At 33.7% G+C, this 19,498-nt stretch carries 20 protein-coding genes; 19 read left to right on the top strand and 1 reads right to left on the bottom strand.

Annotation, left to right across the window (positions count from 1 at the left end; all coding sequences use genetic code 11):
- Positions 1-29 precede the first annotated feature (29 nt).
- The 3 genes from rsgA to AC1RPR_RS02835 are packed head-to-tail and all read left to right on the top strand — an operon-like array spanning position 30 to position 2,228.
- Positions 30-917, top strand: a complete 888-nt coding sequence (gene rsgA, locus AC1RPR_RS02845; RefSeq protein WP_481761260.1) for a ribosome small subunit-dependent GTPase A — start codon at positions 30-32, stop codon at positions 915-917.
- A 10-nt stretch (positions 918-927) separates the two neighbouring features.
- Complete coding sequence (gene rpe / locus AC1RPR_RS02840) at positions 928-1,578, top strand: ribulose-phosphate 3-epimerase (protein ID WP_409022609.1); 651 nt, start codon at positions 928-930, stop codon at positions 1,576-1,578.
- A complete protein-coding gene (locus AC1RPR_RS02835) occupies positions 1,575-2,228 on the top strand; it encodes a thiamine diphosphokinase (RefSeq protein WP_481761261.1) in 654 nt (217 codons plus the stop codon). The genes rpe and AC1RPR_RS02835 overlap by 4 nt, the downstream gene beginning before the upstream one ends.
- Before the next feature lie 47 nt (positions 2,229-2,275).
- Here the strand turns inward: AC1RPR_RS02835 and rpmB are convergent, their stop codons facing one another.
- Positions 2,276-2,461: a 50S ribosomal protein L28 gene (rpmB, locus tag AC1RPR_RS02830; protein ID WP_057973454.1), complete on the bottom strand. Its 186-nt coding sequence runs from the start codon at positions 2,459-2,461 to the stop codon at positions 2,276-2,278.
- Between the two features lie 239 nt (positions 2,462-2,700).
- On the opposite strand from rpmB, the gene AC1RPR_RS02825 reads away from it, so the two are divergent.
- The 16 genes from AC1RPR_RS02825 (at position 2,701) to AC1RPR_RS02750 (ending at position 19,232) form a co-directional block, all read left to right on the top strand.
- Positions 2,701-3,063, top strand: coding sequence for an Asp23/Gls24 family envelope stress response protein (locus AC1RPR_RS02825; RefSeq protein ID WP_057973455.1), 363 nt, complete (start codon positions 2,701-2,703; stop codon positions 3,061-3,063).
- 39 nt (positions 3,064-3,102) lie between these two features.
- Complete coding sequence (locus AC1RPR_RS02820) at positions 3,103-4,785, top strand: DAK2 domain-containing protein (RefSeq protein WP_481761262.1); 1,683 nt, start codon at positions 3,103-3,105, stop codon at positions 4,783-4,785.
- 72 nt (positions 4,786-4,857) lie between these two features.
- A complete protein-coding gene (gene recG, locus AC1RPR_RS02815; protein ID WP_481761404.1) occupies positions 4,858-6,894 on the top strand; it encodes an ATP-dependent DNA helicase RecG in 2,037 nt (678 codons plus the stop codon).
- A 21-nt stretch (positions 6,895-6,915) separates the two neighbouring features.
- Complete coding sequence (plsX, locus tag AC1RPR_RS02810; protein WP_481761263.1) at positions 6,916-7,929, top strand: phosphate acyltransferase PlsX; 1,014 nt, start codon at positions 6,916-6,918, stop codon at positions 7,927-7,929.
- A 56-nt stretch (positions 7,930-7,985) separates the two neighbouring features.
- A complete protein-coding gene (gene acpP, locus AC1RPR_RS02805) occupies positions 7,986-8,228 on the top strand; it encodes an acyl carrier protein (protein ID WP_409022605.1) in 243 nt (80 codons plus the stop codon).
- A gap of 140 nt (positions 8,229-8,368) precedes the next feature.
- The gene (rnc, locus tag AC1RPR_RS02800) at positions 8,369-9,061 is read left to right on the top strand and encodes a ribonuclease III (protein WP_481761264.1); all 693 of its coding nucleotides are present in this window, start codon (positions 8,369-8,371) and stop codon (positions 9,059-9,061) included.
- Positions 9,062-9,085: 24 nt separating this feature from the next.
- A complete protein-coding gene (gene smc, locus AC1RPR_RS02795; protein ID WP_481761265.1) occupies positions 9,086-12,622 on the top strand; it encodes a chromosome segregation protein SMC in 3,537 nt (1,178 codons plus the stop codon).
- A 31-nt stretch (positions 12,623-12,653) separates the two neighbouring features.
- Entirely contained in the window at positions 12,654-13,664 is a 1,011-nt protein-coding gene (ftsY, locus tag AC1RPR_RS02790) for a signal recognition particle-docking protein FtsY (protein ID WP_481761266.1), read from the top strand.
- A gap of 113 nt (positions 13,665-13,777) precedes the next feature.
- Entirely contained in the window at positions 13,778-14,119 is a 342-nt protein-coding gene (locus AC1RPR_RS02785; RefSeq protein WP_409022601.1) for a putative DNA-binding protein, read from the top strand.
- Positions 14,120-14,135: 16 nt separating this feature from the next.
- Positions 14,136-15,572, top strand: coding sequence for a signal recognition particle protein (gene ffh / locus AC1RPR_RS02780; RefSeq protein WP_481761267.1), 1,437 nt, complete (start codon positions 14,136-14,138; stop codon positions 15,570-15,572).
- A 139-nt stretch (positions 15,573-15,711) separates the two neighbouring features.
- Positions 15,712-15,987 carry a 30S ribosomal protein S16 gene (rpsP, locus tag AC1RPR_RS02775; protein ID WP_409022599.1) on the top strand — a complete coding sequence of 92 codons (276 nt, stop codon included), beginning with the start codon at positions 15,712-15,714 and terminating at the stop codon, positions 15,985-15,987.
- A 10-nt stretch (positions 15,988-15,997) separates the two neighbouring features.
- Positions 15,998-16,243 (top strand): KH domain-containing protein, encoded by a 246-nt coding sequence (locus tag AC1RPR_RS02770; RefSeq protein WP_409022598.1) that lies wholly within the window; start codon positions 15,998-16,000, stop codon positions 16,241-16,243.
- Between the two features lie 71 nt (positions 16,244-16,314).
- Complete coding sequence (gene rimM / locus AC1RPR_RS02765; protein ID WP_481761268.1) at positions 16,315-16,830, top strand: ribosome maturation factor RimM; 516 nt, start codon at positions 16,315-16,317, stop codon at positions 16,828-16,830.
- 2 nt (positions 16,831-16,832) lie between these two features.
- Positions 16,833-17,564, top strand: coding sequence for a tRNA (guanosine(37)-N1)-methyltransferase TrmD (trmD, locus tag AC1RPR_RS02760; RefSeq protein WP_481761269.1), 732 nt, complete (start codon positions 16,833-16,835; stop codon positions 17,562-17,564).
- 130 nt (positions 17,565-17,694) lie between these two features.
- Positions 17,695-18,042, top strand: a complete 348-nt coding sequence (gene rplS / locus AC1RPR_RS02755; RefSeq protein WP_057973468.1) for a 50S ribosomal protein L19 — start codon at positions 17,695-17,697, stop codon at positions 18,040-18,042.
- Positions 18,043-18,833: 791 nt separating this feature from the next.
- Complete coding sequence (locus tag AC1RPR_RS02750) at positions 18,834-19,232, top strand: hypothetical protein (protein ID WP_481761270.1); 399 nt, start codon at positions 18,834-18,836, stop codon at positions 19,230-19,232.
- The last annotated feature ends 266 nt before the right edge of the window (positions 19,233-19,498 follow it).

The following is a 19,498-nucleotide window of genomic DNA, read 5'->3' as shown; positions in this document are numbered from 1 at the left end:
CATGAGTCCAGTTAAAGGAGGTTAATTTATTGGTAACAGGTCAGATTAGACAATCATTAAGTGGCTTTTACGACGTTGATGTCGAAGGCGAAACTTATCGAACAAGGGCTCGAGGTAATTTTAGAAATTCTAACCAGGCACCACTAGTTGGCGATTGGGTTGACTTCAAAGCTGAAAATAAAAAAGAAGGCTATATTCTTAATATTCATGATCGAGAAAACAGCTTAATTCGACCACCAGTAGCTAATATTGATGAAGCAATTGTTGTAACGTCATGTGTTGAACCAGCATTTTCAAGCAATCTATTAGATAGACAATTAATTATGCTAGAATCGCATCATGTTAAGCCAGTCTTATACTTTTCAAAGGGCGATTTAATTCCTGAAGAGAAAGTAGTTGAAATAAGCAGTATTATTGAAGCTTATAGTCAAATCTATCCAACATTTTTTCCATTTGGTAAAAATGAAGATGTTGTGGTTAAAGAATTACAAGATACCTTTCCGGGTAAAATTGCAGTCGTAATGGGTCAGACTGGTGCAGGAAAATCAACATTACTAAATAAAATTATGCCAGAGTTGGAGTTGCAGACGGCTGAGATATCAAAAGCCTTACATCGTGGTAAACATACTACTCGTAAGGTAACATTAATGCCTATTGCAGGTGGGCTAATTGCTGATACACCTGGATTTTCTTCTTTTGATTTATTTGATATGTCAAAAGAAGAGTTACCAAAGTTATTTCCAGAATTAAATGAACTATCTGTTGGCTGTAAATTTAGAGGTTGTTTGCATATTAAGGAGCCTAAATGTGCAGTTAAAGCAGCACTTGAACAAGGTAATTTATTACAGAGTCGGTACAAAAATTATTTACAATTTAATCAATTAATTGTTGATCAAAAACCAAACTATAAGAAATGAGATGACCAAAATGAAATTATCACCTTCTATTTTAAGCGCTAATTTTGCAAACTTGGAAAAGGATATTAAAGTTGTTGATCAAGCTGGTGCAGAATATTTACATATTGATATTATGGATGGCCATTTTGTGCCTAATTTAACTTTTGGTGCAAACGTCGTTGAAGCAATTAGACCATTAACAAAAATGGTTTTGGATTGTCATTTGATGGTAGAAAATCCAGAATCTTATATTGAAGAATTTGCTGCGGCAGGTGCTGATATTATTGGGGTTCATGTTGAATCAACTCCCCATATTTTTGGTGTTATTCAACATATTAAAAAATTAGGTGTGAAAGCTGAAGTGGTTATTAACCCAGGAACATCCCTAGAGACAATTAAACAAATTTTGCCACTTGTTGATCAAGTATTAGTGATGACTGTTAACCCTGGATTTGGGGGACAATCATTTATTCCAGAAATGAAACGTAAAATTGACCAATTAGACCGTATCAAACAAGTTCAAAATTATGATTTTGATATTGAAGTTGATGGTGGTGTTAATGATCAAACGATTAAGGAATGTCTTGATAGTGGTGCAACAGTCGCAGTAGCTGGTTCATACATCTACAATAGTGATAATCCAACTGAACAAATTAATAAGTTAAGAGAAGCAACCAAATGAAACTCAATATCTTAGTCGGTGGACCTAAGGAACAGTGGCCTAAGGAATTAGTGGATGGTAACGTTCGTGGACCGTGGATTGGTGTTGACAGAGGTGCATTGCGATTAATAAAACTAGGTATTACACCTGAGCTATCGATTGGTGATTTCGATTCAATGACTGAAAGTGAATTTAATTTAGTATCTAATCATAGTAAAAAAATTAAAATAGCTAATCCTGAAAAAGATGATACAGATACTGAATTTGCTTTGAGAGAAGCCATATCTGAATTTGAGTTTGATTCAGTGACGATTTATGGCGCTACAGGTGGTCGAATTGATCATTTATTGGCTAATTTGTTTTTTATTTTTAGAGAGCCATTTAATACAATGTTTGAAAAAATTTGTTTAGTTGATAAACAAAATTCAATTCGATTCTTTAAATCTGGTAAGTATCAGTTAATAAAAGAAGATGATAAAAAATATCTTGCATTTATTCCACTGTCACCAGTTAAAAAATTGAGTTTAATAGATGAGAAGTATACATTGAATCAAATTAATTTTGTGAACCCGATTTCATTAGCAAGTAATGAATTTATGGGGGATACAGGTGAGTTTAGTTTTGAATCTGGTATTATTATTGTGATTCAAAGTCGTGATGACGAAAAATAGAGCAAAAAAAAAGACTTAGCATAAATGCTGAGTCTTTTTAAATTGAATTAAACACGGGTAACTTTACCTGACTTTAAAGCGCGAGCAGATACATAAACTCTTTTAGGTTTACCATCAACTAAGATGCGAACTTTTTGTAAATTAGGTTTCCAGCTACGGTTTGTTTGGTTCAATGCATGAGAACGTTTCTTACCGAAAGTAGTCTTACGTCCTGTAATAAAATCTTTTGCCATATTCATATCCTCCTCTGCAATTCACTTAAAAAGCAAAGCTATGCTTACTTACCTAAACAAAAATATCATATTTAGCCATATAATGCAATACTTTTCTTTCAAGTAAATTTGCTTGACAGCTTGAAATTCCCGAAGGTAGGGGAATAGAATTTTCTTAGATGCTATTTTTCTTTTATTCTACCATATCCTATGATAAAATACTCTTATTGATTGTGTGAAAATATAAGGAGGCTATTCTTATGGCTGTTAAGATCAAAACGCAATTCGGTACGATTGATATTGATAATGAAGTTATTGCGACAGTTGTCGGCGGTGCCGCAACTGAAATTTTTGGGATTGTCGGAATGGCAAGTAAAAACCAAATTCGTGACAATGTGAATGAAATTTTAAGAAGAGATAATTATTCTAGAGGTGTTGTTGTTCGCCAGGAAGATAATGGTGTTGCTATTGATGTCTACATTATTGTTGGCTATGGCACAAAAATATCTGAAGTTTGTCGTAATGTTCAAGAAAAAGTGAAGTATAATTTAGAAACAATGCTAGGTGTATCTGCTAATTCAGTTAACGTGTTAGTACAAGGCGTTCGCGTACTAGGCGATTAGTAACTAGCTATTTTAGTAGTGACCAAGGAGGAAAAAGAAGTGACTGTTACGAAAATTACGGACCAAGAATTTAGAAAAATGGTCCAAATTAGCTCACAACGATTGGCTAAAAATGCCGAATTTATTAATTCATTGAATGTATTTCCAGTGCCAGATGGTGATACAGGTACAAATATGAACCTTTCGTTCGCAAGTGGGGCAAAGTATGTTCAAGATTCACCTTCTGAACATGTTGGTGAACTATCTTCGATTTTAGCTAAAGGTTTACTGATGGGTGCTCGAGGCAACTCAGGCGTTATTTTATCACAAATTTTTAGAGGCTTTTATAAACGGATCCAAGCTAAAGAGGTTTTAACTGCTACTGATTTGTCAGATGCTTTGACAGGTGGCGTAGAAGTCGCGTATAAAGCCGTTATGAAACCAACTGAAGGAACTATTTTAACAGTTGCAAGAGAAGCCGCTAAGGCTGCAAATAAAGCTGCCTCTGAGAGCGATGATGTTATCGTCGTTATGGAAGCAACTTATGTAGCTGCTAAAAAAGCATTAGCAACAACACCGGATTTATTACCTGTTTTAAAAGAGGTTGGTGTTGTTGATTCAGGTGGTCAAGGATTAACATTTGTTTATGAAGGTTTCTTTGATGCCTTAACTGGTAAGGAAACAATTAGTGAAGAATACAAACCAAATGAAAAAGAAATGGATGAAATGGTTAATGCCAGTCACCATCAGAGTGTTCAAAGTAAATTAAGTACTGAAGATATTAAATTTGGTTATTGTACAGAAATCATGCTTAAATTGGGTGCTGGTCGTTTAGTTGATCGTAAATTTGATTATGATGAATTTAGAAATCATTTAAGTGAAATTGGTGATTCTCTTCTTGTTGTGGCCGATGATGAAGTTGTTAAAGTTCACGTACATACAGAAAATCCTGGTGAAGTGATGACTTATGGTCAACATTATGGTTCATTAATCAAAGTTAAGGTTGATAATATGCGTCAACAACATGAGACAATTTTGGAAAATGATGAAGAAGAGACTGAAGAAACAAGTGAAACTGCAGTACCTAGCGAAATTGCAGTTATTTCAATTTCATCTGGTTCTGGTGTTGCGACACTTTTCAAAAGTTTAGGCGTTTCTTATATTTTAAGTGGTGGTCAAACAATGAATCCAAGTACGGAAGATATTGTTAAGGCAATTGAAGCAACTAAAGCTAAAAATGTGATTATTTTACCTAATAATAAAAATATTTTCTTAGCTGCTGAACAAGCTGTTGAAGTTTCAACAGTTCCAACAGTTGTTGTACCAAGTCGTACAATCGCTCAAGGAATGACAGCAATGCTTGGTTTTAATATTGATAGTACATTAGAAGAAAACAAAGATGCTATGATTGAAAACTTGGATACAGTAACTTCTGGTCAAGTAACAATTGCAGTTAGAGATACAACAATTGAAGGTATTGAGATTAAAAAAGATAATTATATGGGTATTATTGATGGTAGCATCAAAGTAACCGATAATGATCGTAAAAAAGTTGCAATTGAAATGACTAAAGAAATGTTGGATGAAGACAGCGAAATTATCACAATTATTGTGGGTGAAGACGGTTCTGAGGACGAAGCTAAAGAAATCGAAGAAGCCATTTATGAAATTGATGAAGATTTAGAAGTCGAAATTCACGAAGGAGACCAACCGGTCTATCCATACCTAATTTCAGTTGAATAAATAGTAAAAAGTAAAGGTGGGATGAGACTATGTTCTCTCCTGCTTTTTATATTCCGTAGAAAGTGAGGTATCATAATGTCATCATTGAATGATTCAGTTAGTGTTTTAACTGGTGTTGGGCCTAAAAAATTGACTGCACTTAATCAATTAGGAATTAATACAATCATAGATTTATTAACATTTTATCCGTATCGTTATGACGATTTAAAAGCAAAAAAATTATCTGAAATTACTGATCAAGAAAAAGTAACTCTAAAAGGAATTGTCTCTTCTGAACCAGTTTTAATTCGGTTTGGTCAGAAAAGAAATCTGTTAAACGTTAGATTACTAATTGATAGTGATAATATAACCGTTAGTTTTTTTAATCAGCCTTTTTTGCAAAAACAATTTGAGATTGGTAAAGAAGTAGCTGTGTATGGTAAATGGGATGATAAAAGAAAAAGTTTATCTGGGATGAAGTTATTGACGAAGCAAAATGATGATAGGTTATCAGCGATATATCGTTCTTCCAAAGATATTCATCAATCGGCAATTCGACAGTTAATTACACAAGCATTTGAGCAATATGCGAATCAAATTGATTCAATATTACCAAATGACCTGATTAAAAAGTATCGTTTAATTGATTGTAAGACGATGTTACATGATATTCACTTTCCACAGGATGAAAAAGATTTTCATGATGCCAAACGGACGGCTATTTTTGAAGAGTTCTTTTTATTTCAATTGAAATTACAGTATATTAAAAGAAATGATACTAAAAATGATGGTATTAAAATTAACTATCAAAATAATGAATTGAAAAAATTCATTCAGACGTTACCATTTGAATTAACGGCAGCTCAAAAAAGAGTCGTTAATGAAATTTGTTCAGACATGAAACAACCAATCCATATGAATCGATTACTTCAAGGTGATGTTGGATCAGGTAAAACAATTGTTGCAGCAATTGTGATGTACGCGGCTATTACGGCGGGCTATCAAGCCGTTTTAATGGCGCCAACAGAAATATTAGCTGAACAACATGCCAATAACATGGCTACCTTATTCGCAGATTTCCCAGTTAATGTTGCACTTTTAACTGGGTCAATGAAAGTTAAAGCTAGACGTGAACTATTAGCACATCTTGAATCAGGTGAGGTTAATTTAATTATTGGAACACATGCGATTATTCAACCTGATGTGTCATTCAGTCGCGTTGGATTAGTTATTACTGATGAGCAACACCGATTTGGTGTGAATCAACGTCGCATTTTAAGAGAGAAGGGGGCTGAACCGGACGTTTTAGCAATGACGGCCACGCCAATCCCTAGGACGCTAGCAATCACTGCTTATGGCGAAATGGATGTTTCTACGATTAATGAACTACCTGCAGGACGCCAACCTATTTCGACATCTTGGTTAAAGAGTTCTCAAGTAGGTAAAGGAATCGATCTCATTAAAGAACAGTTGATTCAAGGCTCACAAGCTTATATTATTACACCACTAATTGATGAATCTGAAACACTAGATTTAAAAAATGCATTAGCTTTATACGAAAATATGAAAGAAATATTTGAGCCAAAATATAAAGTTGGATTACTGCATGGCAAAATGAAGAATGATGAAAAGGATCAGATTATGGCCGATTTTAAGGCCAATAAATATCAAATATTGGTTTCAACAACGGTTATCGAAGTCGGCGTTGATGTACCTAATGCTACTGTGATGATGATTCATAATGCTGAACGGTTTGGGTTAGCGCAATTACATCAATTACGAGGTCGGGTTGGCCGTGGTAAGAAAGCATCTTATTGTATTTTAATTGCTGATCCTAAAAATGATTTTGGAAGACAGCGCATGCAAATTATGACAGAGACAACAGACGGTTTCGTCATTTCGCAAAAAGATTTAGAGTTGCGAGGTGCTGGCGATGTATTAGGCCGTAAGCAATCTGGAATACCTGATTTTAAAATCGGTGATCCCATAGGTGATATCAATGCATTACAAGTGGCCCAACAAGAAGCGCACGAAATAGTTTTTAGAGATGACTTTGAAAGTAATCCTGAATTTAAACCACTAAACGATTATTTAAAAAACCATCAAAATACAGATTTAAAATTCGATTAAATAAGTTAGGAGAATATAATTATGAAGTTAGCAGTTGATGCAATGGGCGGCGATTTTGCACCGCAATCAATCGTCGAGGGCGTTGAACGTGCTAGAGACGAAGATAGCACCATTCAATTTACGTTGTACGGAGATGAAAAAAGAATTCGTGAATTCTTAAAAGATGATAAAAATATCACAATTGTTCACACGGATGAGGAAATTGATGGGAATGATGAACCAGTTAAGGCAATTCGTTCAAAGAAAAAAGCATCAATGGTCTTAGCAGCTCAATCTGTTAAAGATGGTGAGAATGATGCCGTATTTTCATGCGGTAATACAGGGGCACTACTTGCTGCTGGTTTGTTTATAATTGGCCGTATTAAGGGTATTCCACGACCTGGTTTATTAGCAACATTGCCAGTTATTTCTAGTGATAATACTGTAAATTTATTAGATGCTGGAGCCAATGCGGATAGTAAACCTGAACACTTGCATCAATATGCTGTCTTAGGTAACTATTACGCTAAAAATGTTCGCCATATTAGTAATCCTAAAATTGGTTTATTAAATAATGGGACAGAACCACATAAAGGCAACAAAGTGACGCAAGAAGCGTACCAATTATTACAAAACGATACCGAATTAAATTTTGTGGGTAATATTGAATCTAATGATTTGCTTTCTGGTAAAGCTGATATTGTTGTTTCTGACGGATTTACAGGTAATGCTGTTTTAAAATCCGTTGAAGGGACAGCTTTAGGAATGTTTTCATTACTCAGAAGTGCCATTATGAGTGGTGGCTTGCGTGCTAAAATTGGTGCACTTTTACTGAAACCAAGTTTAAAACAATTGAAGAATAAAATGGATTCACCTAAGTATGGCGGTGCGGTTTTACTAGGTATTAAAGCACCAGTTGTAAAATCACATGGATCAAGTAAGGCTGAAGTTGTTTATTACACAATTAACCAAATCAATGATATGGTTAATACAGATGTAGTACCTAATATTGTTAACTATTTTGAAAAGGAAACTAGTGAAAATAAAATTAACTAGACATTTCTCTGAAAAATGGTTAAAATTACGTCATGATTCAAAAGGAGGCTATTGGAATGACAGAAGAAGAAATTTTTGGAAAAATTGTTAAAATTATAGACGAACATTTTGATTTGCCAGTAGAAAAAATTACGAATGACTTAGATTTTAAAAAGGATTTAGATGCAGATTCAATTGATGTTGTTGAGTTCGTTTTAGAACTTGAAGATACATTTGGTGCAGAAATTTCTGATGAAGATGCAGAAAGTTTAACAACTGTCGGAGACGTTGTCACTTTTATTAAAGCTAACCAAAAATAATAATTCAACACGTATATTAAATCGTTCATTAAAAGCGTTAGACAATGATATTTGTCAGCGCTTTTTTTGTATGGAGTACCTTTTAGTGATTAAAACAGGTATAATTGTAAGAGCAATAATGATAATAACGGAGGATAATAATGATTAAAGGTTTAAATGAAATGTTAGCAGAAGATTTTAATATTAAATTTGTGAATACGGATTTATTAGATGAAGCATTCACACAGGCATCATATGTAAATGAACATCCCAAAGAAAATTTAAAATTTTATGAACGAATTGAATTTTTAGGAGACGCTGTTTTACAATTAACAGTTTCAGAATATTTATATCAGCGGTATACAATGCTGCCACAAGGGAAATTAACGCGTCTAAGAGCTGCAATGGTATGTGAAGAGAGTTTCAGCGCATTTGCTAAAGAATGCCGATTTGATGAATTTATTCGTTTAGGTAAAGGTGAAGAAAAATCAAATGCACGTCAAAGACCTGCGTTATTATGTGATATTTTTGAATCTTTTGTAGGAGCGCTTTATCAAGATCAAGGTAAATTAGCTGTTGAAACATTTATCAGGAAAGTTATTTTTCCAAAATTAGACTTAGGCTGGTTTGACCATGTTATGGATTATAAAACGTCGCTACAAGAGTTTTTACAAAAAGATGGTGATGTTGTCATTACCTATGATGTTGTTGATGACCTTGGTCCAGAGCATGACAGACAATATGTTATGTCTGTCAGTGCTGATGGCAAAATCATTGGACAAGGGGCAGGACATTCTAAAAAAGTTGCAGAACAACAAGCAGCAAGTAATGCATTAGGATTACTCAGAAAGTAAAAATGTTCAGGGGGTTAGTGACGGATGAAATTAGAGTCTTTAGTCATTAATGGTTTTAAATCATTTGCAGACAAAACAACAATTGAATTTAAAGACGGGATGACTGGTATTGTCGGTCCTAACGGTAGCGGTAAAAGTAATATTATTGAAGCAATTCGCTGGGTACTTGGTGAACAATCAGCCAAAAATTTACGTGGAAATAAAATGCCTGACGTTATATTTGCTGGTTCAGGGAACAGATCAGCAGTTAATCGTGCTGAAGTTAGTATTATTTTTGATAATTCTGATTTTTATATTCAAGATAATCCTGAAAAAATAACCGTTACAAGACGATTATTTAGAGATGGTGTCAGCGAGTTTTTAATTAATCAAAAGCAGTGTCGTCTTAAAGATATAACCAATCTATTCATGGATACTGGTCTTGGAAAAGAGTCATTTTCAATCATTTCTCAGGGTAGAGTTGCTGAAATTTTTAATAGTAAGCCCGAAGACAGACGTTCGATTATTGAAGAAGTTGCTGGTGTTTTAAAATATAAACAAGAAAAAAATATTGCCACTCGCCAATTAGAAGAAACAAAAGGTCATCTTAACCGGGTTTCTGATATTATTTTTGAACTTAAAGGACAAGTTGAACCTTTACGTGAGCAAAGTAGTTTGGCAAAGGATTATTTATCTCAAAAAAAGCAATTTGATGAGTTAGAACTTAGTCGGTTGGTTAAAGAAATTAAAAGGCAATCGCAACTAAAAAGGGATGTCACACATTCGTTAGATAAGTTACTTGAAATGGATAGTGATTATAAGACTAAGGTCACTGTAAAAGAACATGAAATTGCAGGTTATCGCTCAGAACTAGAGAATATTGAAAAAATGATTGATCATACACAAAACAAACTATTAGATTTAACAATTAATAAAGAACGGTTGATGGGTCAAAGTAATATATCAACTCAAAAAAAAGATTTTGAAAAGCAAAAAATAACAGAATTAAAAAAAGAACAAGAATCGGTGAATGAACAAATTATTTTGAAACAAGAGTCATTAGCTAATTTAGATAAGCGGTCATTAGCTTTACAGAAAAATATTACTGATGAGAACATGTTTATTGAAGCGATTGATAAAACGTTAGAAACAGCGGATATTTCTGGACAAGATCGTTCAAAAGAATTAAGGCGCGTTGTTAATGATACTATTCAACAACGTACACGATTACAAAGTGAGAATGAGTTTTTACAAAAAACATTAAATTTTGATTCACAGGCTAAGGTTAATGATGACTTATTAGCTACTGAACAAGAGTATTTAACACAAGCAAAAAACGATTTTAAAACTAAAAAAACTGAATTTAATTTGATTGATAATAAATTAATTAATGAAGAAAAAGAATTAGCTAAATTAAAGATTGCCTTGAAAAAAAATAACGATTCTTACGAGGCACAGCAACGTAGATGGTTTGAAGCATCAAACGTTTTAGTACAGGCGAAAAATAAAAAGGATAATCTACTTTTGACGCAAAATAGTTATAACGGCTATTATCAAGGCGTTAAAGCAATTTTAAAAGAAAAAAATAAGTTTCCTGGTTTATATGGTTCAGTGGCAGAATTAATTACGGTCCCAAAGGAAATTAATCAAGCAATAGAGACAGCATTGGGTGCGCAATTACAACAGGTAGTTGTGCAAGAAGAGTCTGTTGCAAAGAATGCAATTAAATTTTTAACGGATAATAAATTTGGTCGGGCAACATTTTTGCCTATTTCAGCTATTAAGGGACGTTCTATCGGTGATGCACAACGTTTCGTCTTAAAGTATGAAGGAGTCATCGGTATTGCGTCAGAGTTAATTAAAGTTGAACCTCAATTTATTGAAATTAGTCAGTATTTGCTAGGGACAACAATTATCGTTGAAGATATGGATACGGCAATTAAAGTTAGTCGTGATTTGAATCATCGAGTTAAAGTTGTCACACGGACTGGAGAAGTAATAAATGCAGGTGGTGCAATAACTGGTGGTAAACAGCAACATACCAGTGGATTGTTAAATCAGAAGCAAACTATTCTACAATTAGATGAAAGTATCCAAAAAATGCAACAAGAATTAGAGGCTCGTGAAGTTCGTGGCAATGAAGCTAGAGTGACTGTTGAAAAGCAAAAAGAAATGATCGAGTCGCTTGAATTGATTGTTGTTGATTTAAAAAGTCAATATCAAACAACACAATCTAAATTAACAACTAGTCGGTTAATTTTAGAACAGCAAGAACTTAAAACGACTGAAAAATATGATGAATTTGAAAAAAATCAAACTGATAAAATTAATAACCAAATAAAATTTAAAGACAATGAACAAAAAATTATTGAATTAGCACGACAAATACAAGTAGCAAATAATGATATTTCTGATATTGACTTACAATTAAAAAATAGTAATCAATTTGAACAGCAGCAACAAGTTAAGAAACAAAACCATCGTGAAAGTTTATTAGTATTCCAAGAACAATTAAAACAGCAACACGCTAATGTTATGCTGCTGAATAACGATATTCAGGAATTAGTTGATAAAGCTACATTGATAAATCAACAACATCAAGACTTACTCAGAAATACCGAAAATAGTCAGGTGAAAGAAAAAGATATCCAAAAAGAATTACAAGAATTTCAAAGGCAAGCAGAAGAAGCCGATTTAAAGTTAGCTGATTTTAAAAAGAACAGAACTAATATTAATCAAACTTTAACTGAAGAAAATAGCCATTTATCTCGTTTATCTGAGTTGCAGAGAAATATTATTGCAGATAAAATCAAAGCTGAAAATCAACAACAACAACTTAATGAGTCGCTTGATGAGTTTCTAGCTAAGCTAGCTAGTGATTTTCAACAGACTTTTGAAGAGGCTGAAAAATTAGAAAGTCAGCAACCTCTTGAACAAATTTTGGCGCAACAAAAATTATTGAGAAAAGGGCTAAAAGAAATTGGTGAGGTTAATGTGGCCTCGATTGATGAATTTGAAAGAGTTAATGAACGTTACTCATTCTTATTAGACCAACAAAATGATTTATTAGAAGCCGATGAACAATTAAAGAAAACTATGATGGATATGGATACTGAAGTTGAAAAAAGATTTAAAGCTAGTTTTATTGATATCTCTAAGAAATTTGAGGAGATATTCCCTGTTATGTTTGGTGGTGGTAAAGCTAGATTAGAATTAACTGATCCAGAAAATCTTTTAACAACTGGAATTGATATTCTAGCGCAGCCGCCTGGTAAAAAAGTTCAAAGTTTGAGTTTACTTTCTGGCGGAGAACAAGCTTTGACCGCAATTACGCTACTATTTGCTATTTTAAGAGTAAAACCAGTTCCTTTTTGTATCTTGGATGAAGCAGAAGCTGCGCTTGACGATGCAAATGTAGCTCGATTTGCTAGTTATCTAAAATCATTTCATCAAGAAACGCAATTTATTGTGATAACGCATCGAAATGGAACAATGGTTGAAGCTAATATTTTGTATGGTGTTACAATGCAAGAGTCTGGTATCTCTAAAATGGTTTCGGTATCATTAGACAAAACGGTTTGATATACTAATAAAAGATTAGGAGGCGCTACAGATGGGAATATTTAGTAGAATTAAGCAAGCTTTTACAGGTGAAGAACCAGAATCATCTGAACAAGAAAAATATGATAAAGGCCTTGAAAAATCAAGAAAAACCTTTGGACAACGCTTAAACTCACTGTTTGCTAATTTTAGAACAGTCGATGAAGATTTTTTTGAAGAGTTAGAAGAAACTTTAATTGAAGCTGATGTTGGATTTGAAACGGCTATGAAAATTAGCCGTGAGTTACAAGAAGAAGTTAAATTAAGAAATGTAAGCAATCCAGATGCTGTTTCTGCAGCAATTATTGAAAAATTGGTAGATTTGTATGAATCAGAGGGTAAAGACGAAGATAATTCTATTGCGCAAGCTGAATCAGGTCCAACTGTTATTTTATTTGTTGGTGTTAATGGCGTTGGTAAAACAACAACTATTGGGAAACTAGCACACCGTTATCATGAAGAAGGCAAAAAAGTACTCTTAGCTGCTGGAGATACATTTAGAGCGGGTGCAATAGAACAACTTGCTGAATGGAGCCGTCGTGTTGATGTCGATATCGTTCGTGGACCAGAAAAAAGTGATCCAGCCTCTGTTATTTTTGACGCGGTAAAACGTGCCAAAGAAGAAGATTACGATATTTTACTAGTTGATACAGCTGGTCGTTTGCAGAATAAAGTTAACTTGATGAATGAATTAGATAAAATTAAACGAATCATTTCTCGAGAAATTCCAGATGCACCTCATGAAGTTTTACTTGTTTTGGATGCAACAATGGGTCAAAATGCTTTAATCCAAGCTAAACAATTTAAAGAAACAACTGATGTGAGTGGTATTGTATTAACTAAGCTAGATGGAACTGCTCGTGGTGGTATCGTGTTAGCCATTCGTAATGAAATGCATTTACCAGTAAAACTTGCTGGATTAGGTGAGCAAATGGATGACTTACGTGATTTTAATGCAGAAGATTTCATTTATGGTTTGTTTAAAGGACTTATTCAAGAACAACCTGAATCAACAGAAGAATAATCTTAGAAGTCAGATTAAACTAATCGGACTTCTTTTTGCTATTGACGTTTAGGGCTAAAATCGGTACCCTTCTAAGTAGGACTGAATGAAACAAAAACGAAGGAGTTTTTTTAGTGGCGATTGATAAAACAAATCGAGTAAATGCATTGTTTGAATTTTATGAGTCATTATTAACTAAAAAACAGGCTGAATATATGGCCATGTACTATGGTGATGATTTTTCACTTGGTGAGATTGCGGACAATTTTGATGTTAGTCGGCAAGCCGTTTATGATAATATCAAACGAACAGAAAAAATTTTAGAAGATTATGAAGATAAGTTGAATTTGTATCATAATTTTATTCAACGTAATGAAAAATTAGACCAAATTAAGCAATACACAGATAGTACTTATAAAGAGGATCAAAAATTAACCGATCTAATTAATCAATTAGAAGAATTAGACGAAGAGTAAGGGTAGGTAGTTAAAAATGGCATTTGAAGGATTAACAGAAAGATTACAAAATGCGATGACGAAACTCCGTCGCAAAGGTAAAATATCTGAAACTGATTTAAAAGAGGTTATGCGTGAAATTCGCTTAGCCTTACTTGAAGCCGATGTTAACTTTACAGTGGTTAAAGAGTTCGTTAAGGTTGTTCGTGAACGTGCAATTGGTGCGGAAGTACTTGAGAGTTTAACGTCATCACAACAAATCGTCAAAATTGTAAATGAAGAATTAACTAAAGTCATGGGTGAAACAGCTGTTCCATTGAACAAGTCATCTAAAATACCAACAATTATTATGATGGTTGGTTTACAAGGGGCTGGTAAAACAACCACAGCTGGTAAACTTGCTTTAACATTAAAAAAAGAAGAAAATGCGAGACCTTTAATGATAGCAGCCGATATTTATCGTCCAGCTGCTATCGACCAATTACAAGTTTTAGGTCGAGATTTGGAAATACCTGTTTTTGAATTGGGTACAAAAGTAAACCCTGTTGAAATTGTTCGACAAGGTTTAGCACAAGCTGCAGAAAATAAAAATGATTACATTATTATTGATACAGCTGGTCGTTTACAAATTGATGAAACGCTAATGGACGAATTAGCTCAAATTAAGGCCTTAGCGAACCCAAATGAAATTCTTTTGACTGTTGATTCAATGACTGGACAAAGTGCGGTAGATGTTGCTAAAGGCTTTAATGAACAATTAGATGTTACTGGTGTCGTCTTAACTAAATTAGATGGTGACACTCGTGGTGGTGCTGCGTTATCAATTCGTTCAGTGACGGGTAAACCAATTAAATTTATCGGACAAGGTGAAAAATTAACTGATTTGGACGTATTCTATCCAGATCGTATGGCATCAAGAATTTTAGGCATGGGTGATATGCTCACGCTGATTGAAAAAGCACAACAAGATTTTGATGAAAATGAATCAGCTAAAATGGCTGAAAAATTTCAAGAAAATACATTTGATTTTAATGATTTTTTAAGTCAAATGGATCAATTACAAAAAATGGGTCCTATGGAAGATATTATGAAGATGATTCCAGGGATGGCTAATAATCCAGCTATGAAGAATGTTAAAATGGATCCCAAGGATATTGACCATATGCGTGCGACAGTATACTCAATGACACCTAAAGAACGCGAAAATCCAGACATCTTGAACCCCAGTCGTCGACGACGTATTGCTGCTGGTGCAGGTCGTCCAATTGTTGAAGTTAACCGAATGATTAAGCAATTTGGCGAAATGAAGAAAATGATGAAGAAAATGAATAGCGGTAATTTTGAAGGTATGGAAGGGATGCTTGGCAAGGGCGTAACAGGTCGCTTAGCTAAGATGTCTATGAATTCTATGGTTCGTAAGAACAAGAAAAACAAGAAAAAACGTATGAAGAAAAATAAAAACTCTAGAAAATAATCATTAAATAACCAATACTGGTATGGCTTAAGGGACATTTTGATAATTTATTTTAACTGTCAAGAAAAAAACCTTTACAAGCTGATAAATAACTGGTATATTAATTATTGTTGAAGTAGATATCAGGAGGTGTATATTAATGTCAGTAAAAATTCGTTTAAAACGTATGGGTTCTAAAAAGAGACCGTTCTACCGTGTCGTTGTAGCTGATTCACGTTCACCACGTGATGGCCGTTTCATCGAAAACGTTGGTACTTACAACCCATTAACAGAACCACAAACAGTAACACTTGAAGAAGAAAGTATTTTAAACTGGTTGAACAATGGTGCACAACCATCAGATACTGTACGTAACATTCTTTCAAATGCAGGCATCATGAAGAAATTCCATGAAGCTAAATTCTCTAAAAAATAAGGACGATTAAATGACTGAAGCAGAAGTGACAAGTTTAATTTTAACAATTGTCAAACCGCTTGTTGAAAATCCTGATGATGTCCAAATAGGACAGAAACAAGATGATCATTATGTCTATTTTGAATTATCTGTGAATTCAGATGATATTGGCCGTATTATTGGGAAGCACGGACAAGTTGCGCAAGCTATTAGAACAATAATCTATGGTGTGCGTTTAACAAGTTCGAAACGAGTGCGTCTAAACATATTAGATTAAAATAGTAACTCTTGAATGAAGCAGCAATGTTTTGTTTGGGAGTTTTTATTTTACAATAAAAAGGAGTAAATATGGATTATTATCAAGTAGGAACAATCGTCAATACTCATGGAATCAAAGGAGAAGTTAGAGTTATGGCTACAACTGACTTCGTTTCTGAGCGTTTTAAAAAGGGAACCGTCTTGTATCTGTTTGATAAGAGCGGAAAACAAGTTATTTCGTTAACGGTTATGACCTATAGACATCATAAAAATTTTGAACTCGTGACGTTTGAAGGATTACAAGATATTAACCTGGTTGAGAAGTATAAAGGATTAGATCTTAAAGTCGCTGATAAAGGTCTTCGGGAATTAGAAGAAGGTAATTACTATTACCATCAAATTATCGGCTTAGATGTCCAAAATGAAAATGAAGAAAAAATTGGCTCTATTTATGAAATTTTAAGCCCAGGAGCTAATGACGTTTGGGTTGTTAAGCGTCAGGGACAGGGTGATTTATTGTTACCAGTTATTAAAGATGTTATAAAAACTGTCGATATTGATAACAATATTGTAACGGTTGAACTTTTAGAAGGATTGGACGACTAAATATGAAAATTGATGTTTTGAGTTTATTTCCAGAAATGTTTGATGGTCCCATGAAACAATCAATTGTTGGTAAGGCAATTGATAAGGACGTTCTTGATTTAAAAATTACTAATTTTAGAGATTTTACAACTGATAAACAAAATCATGTGGACGATTACCCATATGGTGGTGGTGCAGGTATGTTATTACAAGCACAGCCAGTTTTTGACACTTTAGAAGCTGTTCAAAAGGAATCTGACACAAAAGGTAAAGTTATCCTTTTAGATCCAGCAGGACGTAAATTTGACCAAAATGTGGCTGAAGAATTTGCGAAAGAAGAACATCTAACATTTATTTGTGGTCACTATGAAGGCTATGATGAACGTATCCGCGAACTTGTAACTGATGAGGTTTCACTTGGTGATTACATTTTAACGGGTGGGGAACTAGGAGCCATGGTCATGATTGATGCGACTGTTCGATTGTTACCTGAAGTTTTAGGCAATAAAGAATCTGCTCCCGGAGATTCATTTTCAAACGGCTTGTTAGAATATCCGCAATATACACGGCCAGCTGATTTTAGAGGGATGAAAGTTCCTGAAGTTCTAACAAATGGGAATCATAAATTAATCGATGAATGGCGTCAAAAAGAATCATTGAGACGAACATTTGAGAGAAGACCAGATTTGTTGAAAGATATTCAATTATCTAAACAACAAGTTGAATGGTTAGCTGACATAAAATCTGGAAAGTAAAGGAAATAACCTTTACGCCTATAAAGTAATATGATACAATTTTAAAAGTGGTTAAAAGCCACATAAAATTACGATATTCCGCTGGCATAGTGAATGTGAATGAATTTCTGTTGAAAAGGAGATCCAAATTATGAGTCCAATGATCGCAAAACTTACAGAAGCACAATTACGTACAGATATTCCTGAGTTCCGCCCAGGTGATACTGTTCGAGTTCACGCCCGTGTTGTTGAAGGCACACGTGAACGTATCCAACTTTTCGAAGGTGTCGTTTTAAAACGCCGTGGTAAAGGTATTAGTTCAAGTTACACTGTTCGTAAAATTAGTAACGGTGTCGGTGTTGAACGTACTTTCCCATTGCATTCACCTCGTGTTGCTAAAATTGAAGTTATCCGTCATGGTCGTGTTCGTCGTGCTAAATTGTACTACTTACGTGCCCTTAATGGTAAAGCTGCTCGTATTAAAGAAGCTCGCCGTTAGATTGACGTTGAAAAGCCTTGGTAATCAAGGCTTTTTTATTTGTCTAAAAATTTGGTAGACCTATATAATTGAACCTTGCTTCAAAAAGTCGCATTAAAGTCGCTAAAAGGGGCAGAAAAGGGGCAGAAATTATAAGTTTTCGATTTCTAATTAAAGTTTATAATTAATATTTTCAATAACATATAGATATATTTTTATCAATTTTTTAATTCTTTTTGTGCATTACGGAAAAAAGTATTAATTTAAGAGGCTGGCTTTTTTAAGTTTTTAAAGTATTAACTTAGATTAATATTATAGTTAAATTATTTGAAGTAACATTAAAATTATGATAGCGTTAGATTGTTGTTAATGAAAAAGTATTAAAGTAATAGCTATTTTAATGAAGTTTTGTTCAGTATTATTAGTACCTAATCATATTTATGCTCAGGATACATTTATGAGCCGTGATATAACTAAAGCATATAATATAGGAGTCAAAGAGGGTAAAATTAAGCAATAGGATATGAACTATCAAGAGTTTTATGATTTGTGTAGTTCATCTATTTGGCCTGTATATGAAAATCAAGTTAAGCCGGGTGCTAAAACTACTCTTACTGAAATGATTGCATAAGATGACAAAGCAAAGCATGCGAGCAAGAAAGATTTTTTTCAGCAATATACAAAAAGGGTGCTCATGTTGAGGCATATAGAAAAAAGAAACATTATGGATTGCTTGGCAATTTTAGTAGTCCGTTCAAGCCAAATGATATTCATAAAATAACATCATAATAATCTGAGAGAGGGGTTTTAAAATGAAAGTAATTAAAGAAGCAAGCGGATGGATACTTCGGGGACTACTTCTTTTTAGTGGATTATGTTATGGTGGTCTCATTTATCCAAGTATAGTAATACATGGAAAATTAGCGCCATTTTCATATTATTTTGGAGGCACATTATGGGACGATTTGGCAGTGGTCATGGGATTATTAACATTTTTATTGTTAATAATCCTAGCTATAATGCCTAATAGATATTTAAAACGTTTTTGGAAATATTTTTTTATTATTACAGTGAGTATATTAGTACTTTCACTCCCAGGTGGTGCATTTTTGTTATTAACTATAATTCCTTTGTGGGAACTGATTATTATATTGGTAATAGAATGGGGAATTACATTAGGGCTTTTGTTTATAATCAAAAGCGTAGATTAAATTGGGTCTGCGTCAAATAGTGATGGTGAGACAATAAACGTCTAATCTAATTAAGGGAAATCCAAAAGGATTTCCTTTTTTTAGTTATGAATTAATAAAATTCTTTCAAAAAGATGATGTCAGTTTCCGAAACCGTAACTGCTACGTTTAAGTGTTTTAATTTTTCGATTAAGTCCTTCTATAGGACCGTTTTAATAAGTTGAAGATAAAAATATTTTCAATATAATGTGGATTCTTTATGAAAGTGGTTATTACAGTATCCATTT

The sequence above is a fragment of the Dellaglioa sp. CoH-57-MRSF-22 genome (assembly GCF_056781895.1).
Note: the sequence above shows the minus strand (reverse complement) of the source record. Positions and strands in the feature narration are given on the sequence as shown.

Coding starts and splice junctions, on each gene's coding strand:
- rpe (WP_409022609.1), top strand. CDS start 928: ATGAAATTATCACCTTCTATTTTAAGCGCTAATTTTGCAAACTTGGAA.
- AC1RPR_RS02835 (WP_481761261.1), top strand. CDS start 1,575: ATGAAACTCAATATCTTAGTCGGTGGACCTAAGGAACAGTGGCCTAAG.
- rpmB (WP_057973454.1), bottom strand. CDS start 2,461: ATGGCAAAAGATTTTATTACAGGACGTAAGACTACTTTCGGTAAGAAA.
- AC1RPR_RS02825 (WP_057973455.1), top strand. CDS start 2,701: ATGGCTGTTAAGATCAAAACGCAATTCGGTACGATTGATATTGATAAT.
- plsX (WP_481761263.1), top strand. CDS start 6,916: ATGAAGTTAGCAGTTGATGCAATGGGCGGCGATTTTGCACCGCAATCA.
- acpP (WP_409022605.1), top strand. CDS start 7,986: ATGACAGAAGAAGAAATTTTTGGAAAAATTGTTAAAATTATAGACGAA.
- rnc (WP_481761264.1), top strand. CDS start 8,369: ATGATTAAAGGTTTAAATGAAATGTTAGCAGAAGATTTTAATATTAAA.
- smc (WP_481761265.1), top strand. CDS start 9,086: ATGAAATTAGAGTCTTTAGTCATTAATGGTTTTAAATCATTTGCAGAC.
- ftsY (WP_481761266.1), top strand. CDS start 12,654: ATGGGAATATTTAGTAGAATTAAGCAAGCTTTTACAGGTGAAGAACCA.
- ffh (WP_481761267.1), top strand. CDS start 14,136: ATGGCATTTGAAGGATTAACAGAAAGATTACAAAATGCGATGACGAAA.
- rpsP (WP_409022599.1), top strand. CDS start 15,712: ATGTCAGTAAAAATTCGTTTAAAACGTATGGGTTCTAAAAAGAGACCG.
- AC1RPR_RS02770 (WP_409022598.1), top strand. CDS start 15,998: ATGACTGAAGCAGAAGTGACAAGTTTAATTTTAACAATTGTCAAACCG.
- rimM (WP_481761268.1), top strand. CDS start 16,315: ATGGATTATTATCAAGTAGGAACAATCGTCAATACTCATGGAATCAAA.
- trmD (WP_481761269.1), top strand. CDS start 16,833: ATGAAAATTGATGTTTTGAGTTTATTTCCAGAAATGTTTGATGGTCCC.
- rplS (WP_057973468.1), top strand. CDS start 17,695: ATGAGTCCAATGATCGCAAAACTTACAGAAGCACAATTACGTACAGAT.
- AC1RPR_RS02750 (WP_481761270.1), top strand. CDS start 18,834: ATGAAAGTAATTAAAGAAGCAAGCGGATGGATACTTCGGGGACTACTT.